Source organism: Mitsuaria sp. PDC51, from assembly GCF_900113225.1.
Taxonomy (GTDB): domain Bacteria; phylum Pseudomonadota; class Gammaproteobacteria; order Burkholderiales; family Burkholderiaceae_C; genus Roseateles.
In genome coordinates this window covers 149,146-168,514 of record NZ_FOZE01000004.1, presented here as the reverse complement: position 1 = coordinate 168,514, position 19,369 = coordinate 149,146, and the positions used below count along the sequence as shown (strand labels likewise).

The 19,369-nt window shown below is 69.7% G+C and carries 14 protein-coding genes and 1 tRNA gene; 9 read left to right on the top strand and 6 right to left on the bottom strand.

Annotation, left to right across the window (positions count from 1 at the left end):
* Positions 1-60: 60 nt before the first annotated feature.
* Complete coding sequence (gene alaS, locus BM393_RS24750) at positions 61-2,688, bottom strand: alanine--tRNA ligase (RefSeq protein ID WP_091734155.1); 2,628 nt, start codon at positions 2,686-2,688, stop codon at positions 61-63.
* 243 nt (positions 2,689-2,931) lie between these two features.
* Between alaS and BM393_RS24745 the strand changes: the two genes are divergently transcribed.
* Entirely contained in the window at positions 2,932-4,410 is a 1,479-nt protein-coding gene (locus tag BM393_RS24745; RefSeq protein WP_091734201.1) for an NAD-dependent succinate-semialdehyde dehydrogenase, read from the top strand.
* Positions 4,411-4,498: 88 nt separating this feature from the next.
* Here BM393_RS24745 and BM393_RS24740 read toward each other — a convergent pair whose 3' ends face one another.
* Together BM393_RS24740 and BM393_RS24735 are read right to left on the bottom strand one after the other, a co-directional pair.
* A complete protein-coding gene (locus BM393_RS24740) occupies positions 4,499-6,178 on the bottom strand; it encodes a chitinase (protein WP_091734153.1) in 1,680 nt (559 codons plus the stop codon).
* Positions 6,179-6,324: 146 nt separating this feature from the next.
* Positions 6,325-7,224 carry a LysR substrate-binding domain-containing protein gene (locus BM393_RS24735; RefSeq protein ID WP_091734151.1) on the bottom strand — a complete coding sequence of 300 codons (900 nt, stop codon included), beginning with the start codon at positions 7,222-7,224 and terminating at the stop codon, positions 6,325-6,327.
* A gap of 167 nt (positions 7,225-7,391) precedes the next feature.
* Here BM393_RS24735 and BM393_RS24730 point away from each other — a divergent pair, with 167 nt between their 5' ends.
* The 7 genes from BM393_RS24730 to BM393_RS24700 all read left to right on the top strand — a co-directional run bounded on the left by BM393_RS24730 (position 7,392) and on the right by BM393_RS24700 (position 13,464).
* Positions 7,392-8,600 carry an MFS transporter gene (locus BM393_RS24730; RefSeq protein WP_091734149.1) on the top strand — a complete coding sequence of 403 codons (1,209 nt, stop codon included), beginning with the start codon at positions 7,392-7,394 and terminating at the stop codon, positions 8,598-8,600.
* 81 nt (positions 8,601-8,681) lie between these two features.
* Entirely contained in the window at positions 8,682-9,476 is a 795-nt protein-coding gene (gene dkgB / locus BM393_RS24725; RefSeq protein ID WP_091734147.1) for a 2,5-didehydrogluconate reductase DkgB, read from the top strand.
* A gap of 104 nt (positions 9,477-9,580) precedes the next feature.
* Positions 9,581-10,156: a TetR/AcrR family transcriptional regulator gene (locus BM393_RS24720; RefSeq protein ID WP_091734146.1), complete on the top strand. Its 576-nt coding sequence runs from the start codon at positions 9,581-9,583 to the stop codon at positions 10,154-10,156.
* A 73-nt stretch (positions 10,157-10,229) separates the two neighbouring features.
* Positions 10,230-10,967: an SDR family NAD(P)-dependent oxidoreductase gene (locus BM393_RS24715; protein ID WP_175538500.1), complete on the top strand. Its 738-nt coding sequence runs from the start codon at positions 10,230-10,232 to the stop codon at positions 10,965-10,967.
* 47 nt (positions 10,968-11,014) lie between these two features.
* Positions 11,015-11,089 (top strand) — tRNA-Gly (locus BM393_RS24710).
* Between the two features lie 224 nt (positions 11,090-11,313).
* Positions 11,314-12,516 carry an MFS transporter gene (locus BM393_RS24705; protein ID WP_091734144.1) on the top strand — a complete coding sequence of 401 codons (1,203 nt, stop codon included), beginning with the start codon at positions 11,314-11,316 and terminating at the stop codon, positions 12,514-12,516.
* Between the two features lie 30 nt (positions 12,517-12,546).
* Positions 12,547-13,464, top strand: coding sequence for an aspartyl/asparaginyl beta-hydroxylase domain-containing protein (locus BM393_RS24700; protein ID WP_091734142.1), 918 nt, complete (start codon positions 12,547-12,549; stop codon positions 13,462-13,464).
* 66 nt (positions 13,465-13,530) lie between these two features.
* On the opposite strand, the gene BM393_RS24695 is transcribed toward BM393_RS24700, so the two are convergent.
* Positions 13,531-14,418: a dioxygenase gene (locus tag BM393_RS24695; RefSeq protein ID WP_091734140.1), complete on the bottom strand. Its 888-nt coding sequence runs from the start codon at positions 14,416-14,418 to the stop codon at positions 13,531-13,533.
* A gap of 237 nt (positions 14,419-14,655) precedes the next feature.
* Here BM393_RS24695 and BM393_RS24690 point away from each other — a divergent pair, with 237 nt between their 5' ends.
* Complete coding sequence (locus BM393_RS24690) at positions 14,656-17,160, top strand: ABC transporter permease (RefSeq protein ID WP_091734138.1); 2,505 nt, start codon at positions 14,656-14,658, stop codon at positions 17,158-17,160.
* Between the two features lie 7 nt (positions 17,161-17,167).
* Here BM393_RS24690 and BM393_RS24685 read toward each other — a convergent pair whose 3' ends face one another.
* Both BM393_RS24685 and folD read right to left on the bottom strand, forming a co-directional pair.
* Complete coding sequence (locus BM393_RS24685) at positions 17,168-18,322, bottom strand: right-handed parallel beta-helix repeat-containing protein (RefSeq protein ID WP_091734136.1); 1,155 nt, start codon at positions 18,320-18,322, stop codon at positions 17,168-17,170.
* Positions 18,323-18,457: 135 nt separating this feature from the next.
* A complete protein-coding gene (folD, locus tag BM393_RS24680; protein WP_091734135.1) occupies positions 18,458-19,315 on the bottom strand; it encodes a bifunctional methylenetetrahydrofolate dehydrogenase/methenyltetrahydrofolate cyclohydrolase FolD in 858 nt (285 codons plus the stop codon).
* Positions 19,316-19,369: the final 54 nt, after the last annotated feature.

Genomic DNA, 19,369 nt, shown 5'->3' with positions numbered 1-19,369 from the left:
AGCGCGCCGGGCCGGGCGGTTCGATGACCGCCGCCACCCGGAGTCTGCGCCGCTTGTGTGTCAGACGCGTTCGCCGACCCAGGCCTGCACGCTGGCCAGCGCGGCGGGCAGCCCCTTGGCATCGGTGCCACCGGCCATGGCCAGGTCCGGCTTGCCGCCGCCCTTGCCGCCGACCTGCTGGGCGACGAAGTTCACCAGCTCGCCGGCCTTGACCTTGCCGATCGAATCGGCCGTCACGCCGGCCGCCAGCTGCACCTTGTCGCCATCGACGGCGGCCAGCACGATCGCGGCGGTCTTGAGCTTGTCCTTGAGCTTGTCCATGGTCTCGCGCAGCGTCTTGGCGTCGGCGCCGACCAGCGTGGCCGCCAGCACCTTCAGGCCCTTGACGTCGACGGCCTGCGACAGCAGCTCGTCGCCTTGCGCGGAGGCCAGCTTGCTCTTGGCGGCGGCCAGTTCCTTCTCCAGCGCGCGGACCTGCTCCAGCACGGCATGCACGCGTGGCTCGAGTTCGGCCGGTGCGGCCTTGAGCGTGCCGGCCACGGCCTGCACCGTCGACTCCAGCGATTGCAGGTAGTGCAGCGCGTTGTCGCCGGTCACCGCCTCGACGCGACGGATGCCGGCAGCGACGCCGCTCTCCGCGACGATCTTGAACAGGCCGATGTCACCGGTGCGATGCACGTGGGTGCCGCCGCACAGTTCCTTCGACGAACCGATGCTCAGCACGCGCACGGTCTCGCCGTACTTCTCGCCGAACAGCATCATCGCGCCGCTCTTCTGCGCGTCGTCCAGCGCCATGACGCTGGCGTCGGTGTCGGCGTTGGCCAGGATCTCGGCATTGACGATGGCCTCGACCTTGCGGATTTCCTCGGCCGTCATCGGCGCGGTGTGCGCGAAGTCGAAGCGGGTGCGCTCGGCATTGACCAGCGAGCCCTTCTGCTGGACGTGCGCGCCCAGCACCTCGCGCAGCGCCTTGTGCATCAGGTGGGTCGCGCTGTGGTTGCGGACGGTCTTGGCGCGACGTTCGGTGTCGACCTTGGCGACGAAGCTGTCGCCGACCTTGACCGAGCCTTCGACGACCTGGGCATGGTGACCAAACACGTCGGCCTGGATCTTCAACGTGTCGTCGACGACCAGGCGGGTGCTCGCGTTGCGCAGCTCGCCGGCGTCGCCGACTTGGCCGCCGCTCTCGGCATAGAAGGGGGTGTGGTCCAGCACGACGACGACGTCGTCGCCGGCATCGGCGCTCTGCACCGCAGAGCCGTCGACGTACAGCGCGACGACCTTGGCGTCCTCGCGCGTGAGGTGCTCATAGCCGTGGAAGGTCGTGGCCGCGCCGGTGTAGGCCAGGCCCTGCGCCATCTTGAACTTGCCGGCCTGGCGGCCGCGGTCCTTCTGCTCCTCGAGCAGGCGGTTGAAGCCGGCCTCGTCGACGGTCACGCCGCGCTCGCGGCAGACGTCGGCGGTCAGGTCCACCGGGAAGCCGTAGGTGTCGTGCAGCTTGAAGGCGGTCTCGCCGTCGACCTGCTTCGCGCCGCCGGCCAGCGCCGATTCCAGCAGTTCCATGCCGGTGGCGATGGTCTTGAAGAAGCGCTCCTCTTCCTGCTTCAGCACCTCGGTGACGCGGGCCTCGTCGCGGCGCAGTTCGGGGTAGGCGTCGCCCATCTCCCTGGCCAGCGCGGCGACCAGCTTGTGGAAGAACGGGGTGCGCGCGCCCAGCTTGTAGCCGTGGCGGATCGCGCGGCGGGCGATGCGGCGCAGCACGTAGCCGCGGCCGGCATTGCCCGGGATCACGCCGTCGACGACGGTGAAGGAGCAGGCCCGGATGTGGTCGGCGATGACCTTCAGCGACGGCGAGTCCTTGTCGCAGTCCCCCGCGCCGGCGCCGTCGACGGCCTGCTTGGCCGCGGCCAGCAGGTTGACGAACAGGTCGATCTCATAGTTCGAGTGCACATGCTGCAGCACCGCGGCCAGGCGCTCCAGGCCCATGCCGGTGTCGACGCTGGGCTTGGGGAGCTTGTGCATCACGCCGTCTTCAGTCCGGTTGAACTGCATGAAGACGTTGTTCCAGATCTCGATGTAACGGTCGCCGTCCTCCTCGGCGGAGCCCGGGGGGCCGCCGGCCACGTCGGGGCCGTGGTCGTAGAAGATCTCGGTGCAGGGGCCGCAGGGACCGGTGTCGCCCATCATCCAGAAGTTGTCGGACATGTAGCGGCCGCCCTTGTTGTCGCCGATGCGCACGATGCGCTCGGCGGGCACGCCGACGACCTTGTTCCAGATCTCGTAGGCTTCGTCGTCCTCGGAATAGACGGTGACCCACAGCTTCTCGGCCGGCAGCTTGAAGTGTTGGGTCAGCAGTTCCCAGGCATAGGCGATCGCATCCTTCTTGAAGTAGTCGCCGAAGCTGAAGTTGCCCAGCATCTCGAAGAAGGTGTGGTGGCGCGCGGTGTAGCCGACGTTGTCCAGGTCGTTGTGCTTGCCGCCGGCGCGGATGCACTTCTGCGCGGTCGTGGCACGGGTGTAGGCGCGCTTGTCGAAGCCCAGGAACACGTCCTTGAACTGGTTCATCCCGGCGTTGGTGAACAGCAGCGTCGGGTCGTCGCCGGGCACGACCGGGCTCGACGCGACGATCTGGTGGCCCTTGGATTCGAAGAACTTCAGGAAGGTGTTGCGGATCTCAGCGGCTTTCATGCCTGTCCTTTGCTTGATGGGCCTGGCGGTGCGGTGTGGCGCAGACGTCGCTGCGACATGAATCAGTTTGTGTCTTCGCGGGTGCGCGGTTTGCCGGAGAACGGGGCCAAACGCTTGATTTCGCGAAGCTTTCGATTATAGGGAGCCGAGCCCGTTGACGCGGCGTTGACATGGCGGCCGGGATGGCGCGGCTAGGATGCCGGCCTTCCCCGGACAGAGACACGGAGCACGGACATGGCGACGATGGACCCCAAGACCTCCCCGCTGGCACAGCTCAAGGATCCGAGCCTGCTCAAGACCGACGCGCTGATCAACGGCGAATGGGTCGGCGGCGTCAGCCGCTTCGACGTCGATGATCCGGCCACCGGCGCGCTGCTGACGCATGTGGCCAACCTCGGGGCGTCGGAGGCCGACGCGGCGATCACCGCCGCGAACGCCGCCTGGCCGGCCTGGCGGTCGAAGACGGCCAAGGAGCGCGCGGCCATCCTGATGCGCTGGTATCACCTGCTGATCCAGCATGCCGACGACCTGGCGCGCATCCTGACGGCCGAGCAAGGCAAGCCGCTGGCCGAGGCGCGCGGCGAGATCGTCTACGGCGCGAGCTTCGTCGAATGGTTCGCGGAGGAGGCCAAGCGCGTGCGCGGCGAGGTGGTGCCGACCACCGACGCGTCCAAGCGCACCCTGGTCATCAAGCAGCCGGTGGGGGTGTGCGCCGCCATCACGCCGTGGAACTTCCCGCTGGCGATGATCACGCGCAAGGTCGCGCCGGCGCTGGCGGCCGGTTGCCCAGTGGTGATCAAGCCGGCCGAGCAGACGCCGCTGACCGCGCTGGCCGCGGCCGAACTGGCGCAGCGCGCCGGCATGCCGGCCGGGGTGCTGAACGTGGTCACCGGCGACGGCGAGCACTCGATCGCCATCGGCCGGGTGCTGTGCGAGAGCGAGGTGGTGCGGCACCTCTCGTTCACCGGCTCCACCGAGGTCGGCCGGATCCTGATGGCGCAGTGCGCGCCGACGATCAAGAAGCTGTCGCTGGAACTGGGCGGCAACGCGCCCTTCCTGGTCTTCGACGACGCGGACCTGGACAGTGCCGTCGAGGGTGCGATCGCCAGCAAGTACCGCAATGCCGGCCAGACCTGCGTCTGCGCGAACCGGCTGTACGTTCAGGCCGGGGTCTACGACGCCTTTGTCGCGAAGCTGGCGGAGAAGGTGGGTGGCCTGAAGGTGGGCAACGGCTTCGAGCCCGGCGTGACGCAGGGACCGTTGATCGAGGACGCCGCCGTCGAGAAGGTCGAGCGCCATCTCGCCGACGCCGTGGCCAAGGGCGCCAAGGTGCTGGTGGGCGGCGCGCGGCTGCACGACCGCTTCTTCCAGCCGACGGTGCTGTCCGAGGCGACGTCCGAGATGCTGTGCGCGCGCGAGGAGACCTTCGGGCCGGTGGCGCCGGTGTTCCGCTTCAACACCGAGGCCGAGGGCATCGCGATGGCCAACGCCACCGAGTTCGGGCTGGCGAGCTACTTCTTCAGCCGTGACATCGGCCGCATCTACCGCGTGGCGGAGGGTCTGGAATCCGGGATGGTGGGCATCAACACGGGGCTGATCTCGTCGGCGGAGGTGCCGTTCGGTGGCGTCAAGCAGTCGGGGCTGGGGCGCGAGGGCGGGCACCAGGGCATCGACGAATACGTCGAGACCAAATACCTGTGCATCGGCGACATCAATCGTTGATGTGGCCGGCGGCGCGTCGTTGCCGACGCGCCGCCGGTGCGGTCGCCGTTCCGCGATCAGCGGATCAACGGATCCGCGGACCGGCAGGTCAGCGCGAGCCGGCGCTCGTCACCGCGGGGCCGACATAGGTCCAGTACGTGTTGGCGCTGGACGTCGTCGGGAAGTACCAGTAGCGGCCGTCGGACCCCGTGGCGCGGAGCTCGTAGACCTCCATCGGCAGGCCCGGCTTGTGCGGGTTCAGGTAGCGGAAGCGGTCGCCGATCGCCGCCTTGCGATCATTGGCGCCCCAGGACTGGAGCGCGGCGATCCGGCCGTTGGCGACCAGCGCCTCGGTCTTGTCCGTGCCCAGGTAGACCCAGAAGCGGTTGTTGGTCTTGTCAGTCGGGAAGTACCAGTAGCGACCGTCGCTGCCCAGGCCCTGCAGGCTGAAGTACTCGGTCTGGCGGGTGTAGGGATTCTGGTACTCGTAGACGGTGTCCAGCGTGCCCTTGCGGTCGTTGCTGCCCCAGGTCTGGACGCGGTCATCGACGATGGTGGCGTCGGGGAAGTGATGCTTGACGCAGGCCACGTAGTCCCCGGCCGTCAGCGCCGAATGCGGCGTCTGGTAGCCGACCAGCTTGCAGGCGTAGCTGCGACCTTCCGGGTTCGTGGGAACCCAGCGATAGTCCTGCTCCCAGTAGATCGGGGTGGCGCCGGCGCCGCCTTCGTCGAACTGCTTCATGCCCTTGCAGCCGAGCACTTCATCGGCGGGGACCGCCACCTTGAAGTGGGCGGCGAACGCGCGGTAGTAGCTGATCCGGTTCAGCGATTGCGCGACCTCCACCGAGCCGCCGCATTCGACGCCGCCGTTGATGATCTGCGTGGTCACGCCGAAGCCGGGCTTGAGGCCGTTCTCCAGGTCGCGCGCATTGGGCTGCCAGGTGCCGTCGACGACAAACAGCATCGGCGGCTTGGGCGGCTGCGGGTACATGTAGAAGAAGACCGCGCTGGCCAGGTTCAGCCAGGTGTCGGCGACCAGTTCCGGCTTGTCCAGCAGCGGGCGCACGGACCCGAACATCGCCAGCGAGAACGGGCCGTAGTTGTAGTTGTAGGACAGCTGCTTGGCGCCGCGGCCGAAGTAGCTCTTGTAGTCGCCATTGGCGAAGGTGCCGCAGGGCCAGGTCTTGCCTTGCCAGGTGGCCGGATTGCACTCGCCGTTGTAGCCGCCGCGCATGTCCTCGGTCCAGCCCATCTCGCGCACCCAGCGCAGGCCCTGGCGCCATTCGGGTTCGGGACGGTAGCTCTCGTGCGCCCCGGTTTCCTGCGCGAAGTGGGCGAACATCGTCGCCAGGGTCTTGCGGCAGATGGTGTCGGCATCCCGGCCGTCGGTGTAGTCGCCGCAGACCGCCGGGAACTTGCCGATCGCGCGCAGGAAGCCGCCGTAGGTGTACTCGGGCGCGCGCAGCGGGAACAGATAGTCCCAGTCGGCGCTGGACATCAGGCGCTCGACGCGCCGGACATTGGCCGGGTTCGCGCTGCGATTGGGCACGATCGCTTCGACCTGCTCGTTGGGCAGCGTGGCGATCGCCCGCTTGATCGCCGTCATGAGCGGGCCGTTGGTGAGGCGCGCTTCGTCGGCGAGCAAGGCCGACTGCTTCAGCACGTGGCCGCCCGTGGCGCCGTCCGCCGCGGTGGCCGGACCCGCGCCGATCAGCAGGGCGGAAGTGGCAAGGAAAGGCGGCAGGATGGACCGCGCGAGGAGAGGGAGACGGGGGAAGGAGAGCGTCATGGCTCGGCTCCGTAGTGAGGGAGCCGAGATGCTCGCGGCGTGGGCGGCCGGGCACCATTCCGTCCATCTGCGTCTGTCGGCGAGGGCTATCGCATGGAGAGGTGGGCCACAGCCTCTCCAGGGGAGGGCGGCCCGCCACGCGCGCTTCAGGCGCCCTGCAACACGGCCATGTGTTCGGCCAGGTAGTCGAGGAAGCAACTGATGCGGGAGGCCAGCGCCGTGTTGCGGTAATAGACCGCGTGCACCGGTTGGCGGGTGTCGACGGTGTGCGGCGCCAGCACCTGCACCAGCGTCCCGTCGGCGCGGTCCTGCGTCGTCATGAAGTCCGAGAGCGTCACCAGCCCCTGGCCGGCGAGGGCGAGCTGGCGCAGGGTCTCGCCGCTGGACGCGCTGAGCGTGGCGTTGATCAGATATCCCTCGCCGCCGGACCAGCGCAGGGGCCAGGTGTTGAGGCTCTCCGGCGCGGTGAAGCCGAGCAGCCAATGCCCGCTCAGCTGTTCGACCTTGGTGGGCCGGCCGTGCGCCGCCAGATAGGCCGGACTGGCGAGCACGCGCAGCCGGAAACTGCCCAGCGGCCGCGCATGCAGCGAGGAATCCGCCAGCGTGCCGATGCGCAGCGCGACATCGGTGCGTTGCTCCAGCAGGTCGATGATCTGGTCGCTGCTGTTGAGCTCGAGCTCGATCTGCGGGAAGCGTTCGCGAAAGCCGCCGATCAGCGGCACCAGCACATGCAGCATGAAGGGCGAGGCGGCATTGATGCGCAGCCGCCCGGCCGGCTGGTCGCGGCGCAGGGCGAGCTGCTCCTCCGCCTCCTCGACCGAGGCCAGCACCTTGCGGGCGCGGGCCAGGAAGAACTGGCCCTCCTCGGTCAGTTCCAGGCGGCGCGTCGAGCGTCGCATCAGCGTCGTGCCCAGCTTCTGCTCAAGCCGGCTCAGCGCCCGGCTGACGGCCGAGACCGCCTGCCCGAGCTGCTCCGCAGCCGCGCTGATCGAGCCGGCATCCACGATGGCGGCGAGGACGGCGAGTTCGTCGAGGGTGCTCTTCATGGGCGGGCGCTCCTGTCCAAGGTCGGGCCCGAGGCGGGCCGCGCCCCGGGGTCACGGCATCATATTTGCGACCGATGCAAAAATCATTTGGATGTTCGAGGCTTTTTCTGCAAGGGATGAATGCGCACACTGGCGCCCATCGTCCCCTCACCGCAGGAGTCCTCCTCATGCCGATCGCCCTCTGGGCGCTGACCGTCAGCGCCTTCGCCATCGGGACCACGGAATTCGTCATCGTGGGCCTGATCCCGACCATGGCCGCCGACCTCGGCGTCAGCCTTCCCTCCGCGGGCCTGCTGGTCTCGCTCTACGCGCTGGGCGTGGCCATCGGTGCGCCGGTGCTCACCGCGCTGTCGGGCCGCTGGCCGCGCAAGCAGCTGCTGCTGGCGCTGATGCTGCTGTTCACCGCCGGCAACCTGCTGGCATGGCTGGCGCCCGGTTACGGCGCGCTGGTCGTCGCGCGCGTGCTGACCGGCCTGGCGCACGGCGTGTTCTTCTCGATCGGCTCGACCATCGCCACCAGCCTGGTGCCCCGTGAGAAGGCGGCCAGCGCCATCGCCACGATGTTCTCGGGATTGACCGTCGCGCTGGTCACGGGCGTGCCGCTGGGCACCTTCGTCGGCCAGCATTTCGGCTGGCGCGCCACCTTCCTGGCCGTCGCCGCGCTGGGCCTGGTCGCCTTCGTCGCCAGCCTGGTCTTCGTGCCGCGTCAACTGGCCCAGCCCGCGCCGGCCCGCCTGCTGCAGCAGCTCGAGCCGCTGCGCCAGCCGCGCCTGCTGCTCGTCTATGCGATGACGGCCGTCGGCTACGGCGGTTCGTTCATCGCCTTCACCTACCTCGCGCCGATCCTGCAGCAGGTCAGCGGCATCTCGGCCAACGGTGTCAGCCTGGTGCTGCTCGTGTATGGCGTGTCGGTGGCCTTCGGCAATGTCTGGGGCGGCAGGCTCGCCGACCGGCGCGGCCCGGTGGGCGCGCTCAAGCGCATCTTCCTCGGCCTGGCCGTGGTGCTGGTCGTGCTCAGCGTCACCGTGCACTCGCCGATCGCCGCGGTGCTGACCGTGCTGGCCTGGGGCGCCTTCGCCTTCGGCAACGTGCCGGGCCTGCAGCTCTACGTCGTCCAGCAGGCCGAGGCCCATGCGCCGAAGGCGGTGGACGTCGCCTCGGGCCTGAACATCGCCGCGTTCAACCTCGGCATCGCCGGTGGCGCCTGGGGCGGCGGCCTGATCGTCGACCGGCTCGGGCTGCTGCACACGCCGTGGATCGGCGCGATCGTGGTGCTCGGCGCCTTCGCGCTGACGGTGCTGGCCGGCCGCCTGGACCGCCGCTTCCCGCTGCCGCGACGCGCGCCGGGCGCCGGTCCGGTCGTCGTCGGACATTGAACGCGACCGCCCGCCGCCGCCCTTCCTGTTCCTCCCCGATTTCTCCCTTCTGGAGTTCCCATGACCCCCTCCACACGCCCCATGCCCGCCCTCGGTCTCGGCACTTTCCGCCTGAAGGACCAGACCGTCATCGACGCCGTCAGGAGCGGCCTGTCGCTCGGCTATCGCCACATCGACACCGCTCAGATCTACGGCAACGAGGCCGAGGTCGGCCAGGCGATCGCCGAGAGCGGCGTGCCGCGCGCCGAGCTCTTCGTCACGACCAAGATCTGGACCGAATCGCTGGCTGGTGACCGCCTGGTCCCGAGCCTGCGCGAGAGCCTGGCCAGGCTCCGCCTGGACGCCATCGACCTGACGCTGATCCACTGGCCGTCGCCCGGCGGCGCGGTGCCGCTCAAGGAGACGCTGCAAGCGCTGCTCGACGCGCGACGCCAGGGCCTGACGCACGCGATCGGCCTGTCCAACTTCACCGTCGCGCAGATGCGCGAGGCGATCGAACTTGTCGGCGTCGCGGCGCTGGCCACCAACCAGGTCGAGTGCCATCCCTTCCTGCAGAACCGCGCGGTGGCCGATTTCGCGCGGGCGCAGGGCCTGCACTTGACGGCCTACATGCCGCTGGCCTACGGCAAGGTCATGGCCGACCCGGTGCTGCAGGACATCGCCGCCAAACACGGCACCACGCCGGCGCAGGTCTCCCTGGCCTGGCTGCTGCAGCAGGGCTTCGCGGTGATTCCGTCCTCCACCCGACCGGCCAACCAGGCGGCCAACCTGCAGGCCTTGTCGCTGCGGCTGGACGATGCCGACATGGAACGCATCGCCACCCTGGACCGCGGCGAGCGCCTGGCCAATCCGGACTTCGCGCCCACCTGGGACTGAGCGGCGCGGCAAGGTGGCGCGAATCGCGGCGGCGGACCGCGTCGCGCTTCCCGCCAATCCCCTTTATCTGGAACGGCCATTCCAGAATCGCTACAGTCCGCCGCATGGCCCGACCCAAGCAATTCGATCCCGAGCTCGCGCTGGACGCCGCGGTGGCGCTGTTCCGCGAGCATGGCTACGCGGGCACGTCCGCCGAGATGCTCACCACCGCAATGGGCATCGGCAAGCAGAGCCTCTACAACACCTATGGCGGCAAGTGGCCGCTGTACTGCGCGGCGCTGCGCCGGTATGCCGACGACGAGACCGGCGAGCACCTGCGCGAACTCAAGGCCGGCAAGACCGGACTCGATGGCCTGGAGCGGATGCTCAAGCGCGTCGCGGCGACGGCCCACCGGCCCTGCCTGGGCGTGAGCTCGGTCCAGGAGTTCGGCACCGACAGCGAAGGCAGCGCCGAACTGATCGAGGTCCGCGCGCCGGCTGGCCAGGCCTTGCAGGCGGCGCTGCTCGAGCGGGTCCGCGCGGCGCAGGCCGATGGCGAGCTGTCGGCGGCGCTCGACCCGCGCCAGGCGGTGAGTTTCCTGTTTGCTCAGATCGCGGCGCTGCGGCTGGCCGCGCGCGGCGGCGCGGGCGAAGCCGAACTGCGCGCCCTGGCGCGACTTGCCTTGCGGGCTCTGAAGTGAGCCCGTTTTTTTTGCTTGATTGTGGAACGACTGTTCCAGTAAACGATCCGAGGATCAAAGGAAGGAAGCAGCGATGACGACATCACCCCGGACGCGCCGCGTGGCGCTGGTTTTCGGCGGCTCGCGCGGGATCGGCGCGGGCATCGCGCAGCGGCTGGCCAGCGATGGCTTCGACGTCGCGCTGACCTATGTGTCGCGGCCGGACGCGGCGGAGGCGGTGGTTGCCGCGATCGAGGCCGCCGGCGGGCGAGGGCTGGCGATCCCGGCCGACAGCGCCGATCCGGCGGCGCTGCGCACGGCGGTCGAGCGCGCGGTCGAGCGCCTGGGGCCGCTGGACGCGGCCGTGGTCAATGCCGGCGTCTTGCGCCATGGCACCGTCGACGCGGTGTCGCTGGAGGACCTGGACCTGTCGCTGAACGTCAACGTGCGGGGCGTCTTCCTCGCGATCCAGGCGGCGGTGGCGCAGATGCGCGAGGGCGGGCGCGTGATCACGATCGGCAGCAACACGGCGATCCGCATCGGCACGCCCGGCTCCAGCGTCTACGCGATGACCAAGGCGGCGGTCGCGTCGATGGCCCAGAACCTGGCGCTGGACCTGGCGCCGCGGGGCATCACGATCAACAACGTCCAGCCGGGGCCCGTGGAGACCGACATGACCGCGCCGTTCGCCGATTACCTGAAGGACAAGCTGCCGATGGGCCGCATGGGCCGGCCAGGCGAGATCGGCGCGCTGGTGTCCTTCCTCGCGGGGCCCGAGTCGGGCTACATGACCGGCACGAGCCTGACCATCGACGGCGGGTACATGCTGTGAGGCCTGGGTCGGCGCCTCGCCGGCTTGGGCCATAATCCGCTCCCACCGCGGGCGTCGTATAACGGCTATTACCTTGGCTTCCCAAGCCAATGACGAGGGTTCGACTCCCTTCGCCCGCTCCACCCACGCGCGCCGGTCTTTTCGCGGTGCTGGGTCTCCTCCCTTGGGGTTCCCCTGGTTCCCTGGCCCGCCCGGGCTATTCCCCCCCGATTTCCCCATTCCAGCGGTCGCGATGCGGCCGCTCCCCGCTTTCGGGGCGCTCTCCAGAACCCCTGCGCCGTCCCGGCGATCGATTCATGTTGCAATGCTGAACGTTTCCTGAACGTTTTCTTTCAGCCGTTCCGACATGTCCGCCGCCTCACCGATCGCCTCGCCCGAGTTTTCCGACGATCCCCTGCCCAGTGCCCATACCGGCTGGGCGCTGCTCGCGCTGGCGATCGGCGGCTTCGCGATCGGCACCACCGAATTCGCGGCGATGAGCCTGGTGCCGTTCTTCGCGCCCGACCTGGGCATCGACATCCCCGCCGCCGGACACGTGATCAGCGCCTATGCCTTGGGCGTGGTCGTCGGCGCGCCGCTGCTGGCGGTGCTCGGCGCCAAGGTCCCGCGCCGCGCGCTGCTGATCCTGCTGATGCTGGCCTTCGCCGTCGGCAACGGGCTCAGCGCGCTGGCGCCGGGGTATCACGCGATGCTGCTGTTCCGCTTCCTGAGCGGGCTGCCGCATGGCGCCTATTTCGGCGTCGGCGCGCTGGTCGCGGCGTCGATGGTGGCGCCGCAGCGCCGCGCCCAGGCGGTGAGCCTGATGATGCTCGGCCTCACCGTGGCCACCATCGTCGGCGTGCCGCTGGCCAACGCGCTGGGGCAGTGGGCGGGCTGGCGCTGGGGCTTCGGCGTGGTGACGCTGCTGGCACTGCTGACGGCGGCCCTGGTCGCGATGCATGCGCCGAAGGACCGCGTCCAGCCCGGCGCCAGCGCGATGCGCGAGCTCGGCGCGCTCGGCCGCCGCCAGGTCTGGTTGACGCTGGGCATCGCGACGATCGGCTTCGGCGGCATGTTCGCCGTCTACACCTACCTGGGCTCGACGCTGCTCGAGGTCACCCGCGCCGGCCCCGGCCTGCTGCCAGTGGTGCTGAGCGTGTTCGGCATGGGGATGACGGCCGGCACGCTTGGCGCCGCCTGGGCCGCCGACCGCGCGCTGATGCCCACCGTCGGCGGGCTGCTGCTGTGGAGCGCCGCGTCGCTGGCGCTGTACCCCTTCGCCGCCGGCCACTTGTGGACGCTGCTGCCGGTGGTCTTCCTGATCGGTTGCGGCGGCGGGCTGGGCACGGTGCTGCAGACGCGGCTGATGGATGTCGCCGGCGACGCGCAGACGCTGGCCGCGGCGCTCAACCATTCCGCCTTCAACGCTGCCAATGCGCTGGGCCCCTGGCTGGGCGGGCTGGCGATCGCCGCGGGCCACGGCTGGACCTCCACCGGATGGGTGGGCGTCGCCCTGGCCTTCGGGGGAATGGCCTTCTGGGCGGCGTCGCTGGCGCTCGATCGCCGATAATCCGCCGCTTGTCTTCAGGAGTTCCGACACATGGCCGACTGGCTGCCGCCCACGCGTTACTGGGTGCTGGCGATCTTCATCGCCTCGGCGCTGTACGCCCATTTCCGCGGCCGCGTCCGCTTCAAGCTGGCCCGCGCGCTCACCGACTTCACCGTGCTGATCTCGCCGATCAACGCGGTCATGTACCTGTTCTCCCGCGCCCCCGCCACGCCCTACCTGAACACGGCCGAGTTCCCCGAGCTCAAGCTGCTGCGCGACAACTGGCAGGTGATCCGCGAGGAAGCCCTCAAGCTCAACGACGAGGGCTTCATCAAGGCCGCGTCCGGCTACAACGACATCGGCTTCAACTCGTTCTTCAAGACCGGCTGGAAGCGCTTCTACCTGAAGTGGTATGACCGGGACATGGCCTCGGCCAACGCGCTGTGCCCCCGCACGGTCGAGCTGCTCAAGCAGATCCCCGGCGTGAAGGCGGCGATGTTCGCGTCGCTGCCGCCGGGCGCGAAGCTGGTGCGTCACCGCGACCCCTACGCGGGCTCGCTGCGCTACCACCTGGGCCTGACCACGCCCAACGACCCGGGCTGCTACATCGAGGTCGACGGCCAGCGCTACCACTGGAAGGACGGCGAGGACGTGATGTTCGACGAGACCTTCATCCACTACGCCGAGAACACCACGACGCATCAGCGCGTGATCCTGTTCTGCGACGTGGAGCGCCCGGTCCACTTCGCGCCGATCCGCTGGCTCAACCGCGCCTTCGGCAAGCTGGTGATGACCTCGGCGGCGACGCAGAACCTGGAGAGCGAGCCCATCGGCGGCCTCAACAAGTTCTTCTATCACGCGTACAAGGTGCGCCTGTTCTTCAAGGCGTTCAAGGCGAGATCCCGCCTCGGCTACTACATCGTCAAGTGGGCGCTGATCCTCGGGATCCTCGCGGCGATCTTCCTCTGATCGCCGACGTGGTGTCCCTGATGAACAACGGCCCTGCGGGGCCGTTGTCGTTGGTGGGTCGGCGGATCAGGAGGCCGCGGCGGGCGCGTCGGCCGGCGTATCGGCACGCGCATCGGCATGCGCCAGCGCGTCCTGGAGCGCGCCGGCCTGCGGCCCGAACGCATAGGCATCCATTCCGAGGCAGCCGAAGGTGACGCCCTCGTGGATCCGCAACGGCGCATGATCGCGACCGCCGGCACCGGCGGCGACATACCAGGGCAGCAGGTGCTCGTCGGTCGGGTGCATCAGCGTCGCATGGGGTGCCTGCGCCCGGTAGGCCGCGAGCGCCGGCCAGTCCCGGGCCGCCGAGCGCTCCGCGAACCAGCGCCGGAAGGCAGCCGATTCCGGCATCTCCGGCACGCCGTCGCCAGCGGCGGTCCCGGTGACCGCGGAGCGCATCAGCAGCCTCAGGTTGTGCGTGATGCTGCCGGTCCCCAGGACCAGCACCCCGTCCGCGCCCAGGCCCTGCAGCTGCTCGCCGAGCGCCATCAGCTGCGCCGGCGACGCGTGCGGCGTCAGCGTCAACGGGATCACCGGCACGTCCGCCGCGGGGATCAGGTAGCGCAGCGCGGTCCAGATGCCGTGGTCCAGTCCGCCGTGCTCGACGACGGGCAAGGCCAGCGTCTGGCCGAGCCGCTCGGCCAGCGCCGGATCGCCGGGCGCGTCGTAGCGCAGCGCGGACAGCGCCGGCGGGAAACCGCCGAAGTCGTAGACCGCCTCGTGCCGTGGCGCGCCGAGCAGCAGCGCCGCGCGCGCGGTGGTGTGCGCGGAGATCGCGAGCACCGCGCGCGGCCGGCCCCAGCCGGCGGCGAGCGTCCGGCCGAGATGTTGCAGGAAGGTGCCGGTCTCGCCGGGTTCCAGCGCGATCATCGGCGAGCCGTGCGAGACGAACAGGGAAGGGAAGGGCAGCGTCATGGGCTCATTGAACGCCCGCCGCCCGGCCGCATCGTCAAAACCGGTTGCACGGACTGTTCAAGCCGATTGCATGGCCGTCTCCCCGCGGCAGCAGGCGGGCATGCGGTTCGCTACAGTCCGCGCATGAGCGCGCACCCGTCTTCCCCTTCCGCCGACCCAACCGGCCCCGCTGGAGCTTCCACGGCCCGGCCCGCCGCCGACCCGGCCGGCCGGCGTCCGCCGTCCCTGTGGCGTCAGATGTCCCTGCAGACCTGGCGCGATGCGCGCGCCGGCGAATTGCACCTGCTGATCCTGGCCCTGATGCTGGCGGTGGCCGCCGTGTGCGCGGTGGCCTTCCTGTCGGACCGACTGGACCAGGGCCTGCGACGCGACGCCGCCCAACTGCTCGGCGGTGACGCGGTGGTCGCGAGCGACCAGCCGACGCCCGCCGCGGTGCGGCAGCTGGCCGATCGCCTGAACCTGCGCAGCGTCGAGACGCTGAACTTCCCGAGCATGGCGCGCGCCGGCGAGGACCAGGGCGGCGGCAGCCGCCTGGTGGCGGTCAAGGCCGTCGGGGCGCGCTACCCGCTGCGTGGGGCGCTGAGCTTGAAGGACGGTCGTCAGGTCGGTGCGCCGGCCGCCGGCACGGTCTGGGTCGACGCGGGCGTGTTGAGCGCGCTGGGCCTGAAGGTCGGCGATCCGCTGCTGCTGGGCGACGCGACGCTCACCATCGCTGGCGAGATCGCCAATGAGCCCGACCGGGGCGCCGGTTTCCTCAACTTCGCGCCGCGGGTGATGCTGGCGCAGTCGGACCTCGCCGCCACCGCGCTGATCCAGCCGGCGAGCCGGGTCACCTACCGCTTCGCGGTGATCGGCCAGGGGCAGGAACCGGGCAGCGCGGTGCAGCAGTTCACCACGCAGACCCGCCAGCAGATGAAGGACGGCCACTGGCGCGGCGTGCGGCTGGAGTCGCTGGAGACCGGCCGGCCCGAGATGCGCCAGACGCTGGACCGCGCGACCAAGTTCCTGAACCTGGTGGCGCTGCTGGCCGCCTTGCTGGCGGCGATCGCCGTCGCGCTGGCGGCGCGCGAGTTCGCCAACCGCCACCTCGACGACTGCGCCATGCTGCGCGTGCTCGGCCAGCCGCAGCGGCGCCTGGCCTGGGTCTTCACGCTGGAGTTCGCCACGGTCGGGCTGGTCGCCAGTGCGATCGGCGTGCTGCTCGGCTTCCTGCTGCATTACGGCTTCATCGCGCTGCTGGCCGGCCTGATCTCCGTCGACCTGCCCGCGCCCGGCGCCTGGCCGGTGCTGCTGGGGCTGGGCATGGGCATGAGCCTGCTGCTGGGCTTCGGCCTGCCGCCGGTGTTGCAGCTGTCGGCCGTGCCGCCGCTGCGGGTGATCCGGCGCGAACTGGGGCGTCCGAAGATGGGCTCCATCGCCGTGCTGCTGGCCGGCGTGATGGGCTTCGCGGCGGTGCTCACCGCGCTGTCGGCCGATTGGCGCCTGGGGCTGGTCGCGACCGGCGGCTTCGCCGTCGCGCTGGGATGCTTCGCGCTGCTGGCCTATGGCGCGGTGCTGGCGCTGCGGCGCCTGGTGCCGCAGGCCGGCGCCCCGCGCTGGCTGCTGCTGGCGACGCGGCAGGTGGCCGCCCGGCCCGCCTTCGCGGTGCTGCAGGTCGGCTCGCTGTCGCTGGGGCTGCTGGCGCTGGCGCTGCTGGTGCTGATGCGCACCGACCTGATCGAGAGCTGGCGCGCCGCGACGCCGGTGAACGCGCCGGACCGCTTCGTCATCAACATCCAGCCGGACCAGGGCGCGGGATTCCGCGGCGAACTCGAACGGGCCGGCGTCAAGGACTACGACTGGTACCCGATGATCCGCGGCCGCCTGGTCGCGATCAACGGCGAGGCGGTGCAGGCCAGCCGCTTCACCGAGGAGCGCGCGCAGCGCCTGGTCGAGCGCGAGTTCAACCTCAGCCACAGCGCCGAACTGCCGTCACACAACCAGATCTCCGGCGGCAAGTGGACCGCCGAGGAGCAGGGCGGCGTGAGCGTCGAGCAGGGCCTGGCGGACCAGCTGGGGCTCAAGCTCGGCGACACGCTGCGCTTCGACATCGCCGGCGTGCCGGTCGATTCGCGGATCACCTCGCTGCGCAAGGTGGACTGGGGCTCGATGCGGGTCAACTTCTTCGTGCTGTACCCGCATGCGGCCATGCCGGAGCTGCCGGTCAGCTTCATTTCCGCCTACCGGTCGCCGCAGGGCGAGGGCGGCGCCGCGGCGCTCGATCGCAAGCTGGTCAACGCCTTCCCCAACCTGACGCTGATCGATGTCTCGGCTGAACTGCACCAGGTCCAGCAGGTGCTGGAGCAGGTGATCATGGCCGTGCAGCTGCTGTTCGCGGTCGCGCTGGCGCTGGGCGTGGTGGTGCTGCTGGTGGCGGCGGTGGGTTCACGGGACGCGCGCACGCGCGAGTTCGCGTTGATGCGGGCCTTCGGCGCGTCCAGTGCGCTGATGGCGGCGGTGCAGCGCGCGGAGCTGCTGGGGCTGGGCGCGCTCGCCGGCCTGCTCGCGGGTCTCGCGGCGCAGGCGCTGGGCTGGGCGCTGACGCATTACGCCTTCGAGTTCGAATGGCAGTTCAAGCCCTGGGTGCTGATCGGCACGACGATCGGCGGCGCGGTGCTGGCCCAGCTCGCGGGCTGGTGGGCGCTGCGCGGCGTGCTGCAGCGCCCGGTGGTGCAGACGCTGCGCGAGGCCGACACCAACTGATCGGCGCTCAGGGAAGCACGGGCTGCTGCACGGCCTCGCAATTCACCCGGGTCGTGCGGCCGGCGATGGTCAGGCGGCACTCTCCCGCCGGATGGCTGCTATAGAGGGCCGGGGTCTGGAAGCGGTTCCAATGATGGATCTGCTCGACGTCGGGAATCGAGCCCGCCACGCCGGCGACCGCGGTCTGTGATCCCACCACCCATCCCTGCGTGAAGAGGTTGCCGACCACGGTGATCGGCCCCTCCTTGGGCACGCCCCGGATCAGGACGCTGGATCGGTTCGAGGTGCCGAAGCGGCCGTAGTCGAAGACATTGCCGGTGATCTCGACGGATTGCCCGCCAGCGCCGGTCGACCCGGCGTGCATGTCGAACTGGTGATACGCGCCCCTGCCGCCGCCGTTGAGGACCAGGTTGTCCCGGGCCTGGTAGCGCTCGCCGGGCTCTCCGCTGCCGGCAATCGCGTGACGATTGGCGTTGAAGACGTTGCAGTGAATGTCCGCCTGGGCGTGGCCATTCTGGACCACGACGCCATAACCCAGCTGTGAGCGAAGGTTGTCGTGGATGTGGTTGTGGTGAATCCGGTTGTCGACGGATTGCTTGACGCTGACCGCCGCCCAGGGCCAGTGGTAGAGCTCGTTGTTGTCGATCTCGACGCCTTGCGTGCCGGGAAGCAGCTGGATGCCGATGGTGCTGTTGGTGGAGGTGGCCTCTCCCGACGGCCCTTCGATGCGCAGGCCCGAGATGCGCGCGCCGCTTTCAACCACGATGACGGGATAGTTGCGCGCGGCGGCGTCGACCCAGCGGGTGCGCAACAGTCCGCCGGGGCGGCCCTCGAGGCCTCGGTCGCCGAAGAGCGTCTGCCCGGCGCGCAGCCACAGCGCGGAGGATTGATTGGGCAGATCGATGGTCGCGTCGCTCGGCACATGGATGTGGCGGGCACCGCTGTCGACGGCGGCCTTGAGCGAGGCGAAGTCGCGGGCCACCACATGTCCCGGCATCTGTTCGGCGCGAAGCGCGGCGCTGTAGCCGCGCCCGCCGCCGAGCACATCACAGTTCTGGGCCAGCGAGAGGCCGTGGACCAGTCCTAGTGCGAGCAGCACGGGGACCGATGCGGCGCAACGCCGGATGGTGGAACGGGAAGGAAGCTTGAATGTGGAGCGCATGGTTCGCTTTCTGCACTTGAAGGGGAGCGCAGTGTGCGAACCGACCTCACTTCCGTCAGTCGCTCCAAACCATCTTCAAAGTCGGCCGACCGACCTCTTTGAGCTGGTCTATTCCCTATAGCGAAAGAGCCTCAGTCAGCGCTGTGCGGCGGCGCGCTCGGCCGATTCGATGGTGTTGACCAGCAGCATCGTGATCGTCATCGGTCCGACACCGCCCGGCACCGGCGTGATCCAGCCGGCGACTTCCTTGACGCCGTCGAAGTCCACGTCGCCGCAGAGCTTGCCTTCCTCGGTGCGGTTCATGCCCACGTCCAGGACCACCGCGCCCGGCTTGACCATGTCCGCGGTCAGCACGTTGCGCTTGCCCACCGCCGCCACGACGATGTCGGCCTGGCGGGTGAAGTGCGCCAGGTCCGGCGTCGCGCTGTGGCACACCGTCACCGTCGCGTTGGCCTGCAGCAGCAGCATCGCCATCGGCTTGCCGACGATGTTGCTGCGGCCGATCACGACCGCATGCTTGCCCTTCGGGTCATAGCCGATGAACTCCAGCATCTTCATGCAGCCGTAGGGCGTGCAGGGCTTGAAGCCGTCCTGGCCCACCATCAACGCGCCGGCGCTGGCGACGTGGAAGCCGTCGACGTCCTTCTCCGGCGCGATCGCCTCGATCACCTTGTGCGCATCGATGCCCTTGGGCAGCGGCAGCTGCACCAGGATGCCGTGGATGGCCGGATCGTTGTTGAGCGCATCGACCCGCGCCAGCAGCTCCTCCTCGGTCATCGTGTCGGCGTACTTCTCCAGCACCGAATGCATGCCGGCGTCCTCGCAGGCCTTGACCTTGTTGCGCACGTAGACCTGGCTCGCGGGGTTCTCGCCGACCAGCACCACCGCCAGGCCGGGCTTGAGGCCCTTGGCGGTCAGCGCGGCGGCGCGCGTCGCCACCTCGGCGCGCAGTTGCTTGGACAGCGCGTTGCCGTCGATCAGTTGAGCAGTCATGGTCGGTACTCCGGAATCAGAAAAGCGCAAGGGCAGAGGATCGCTCTGCCCGGG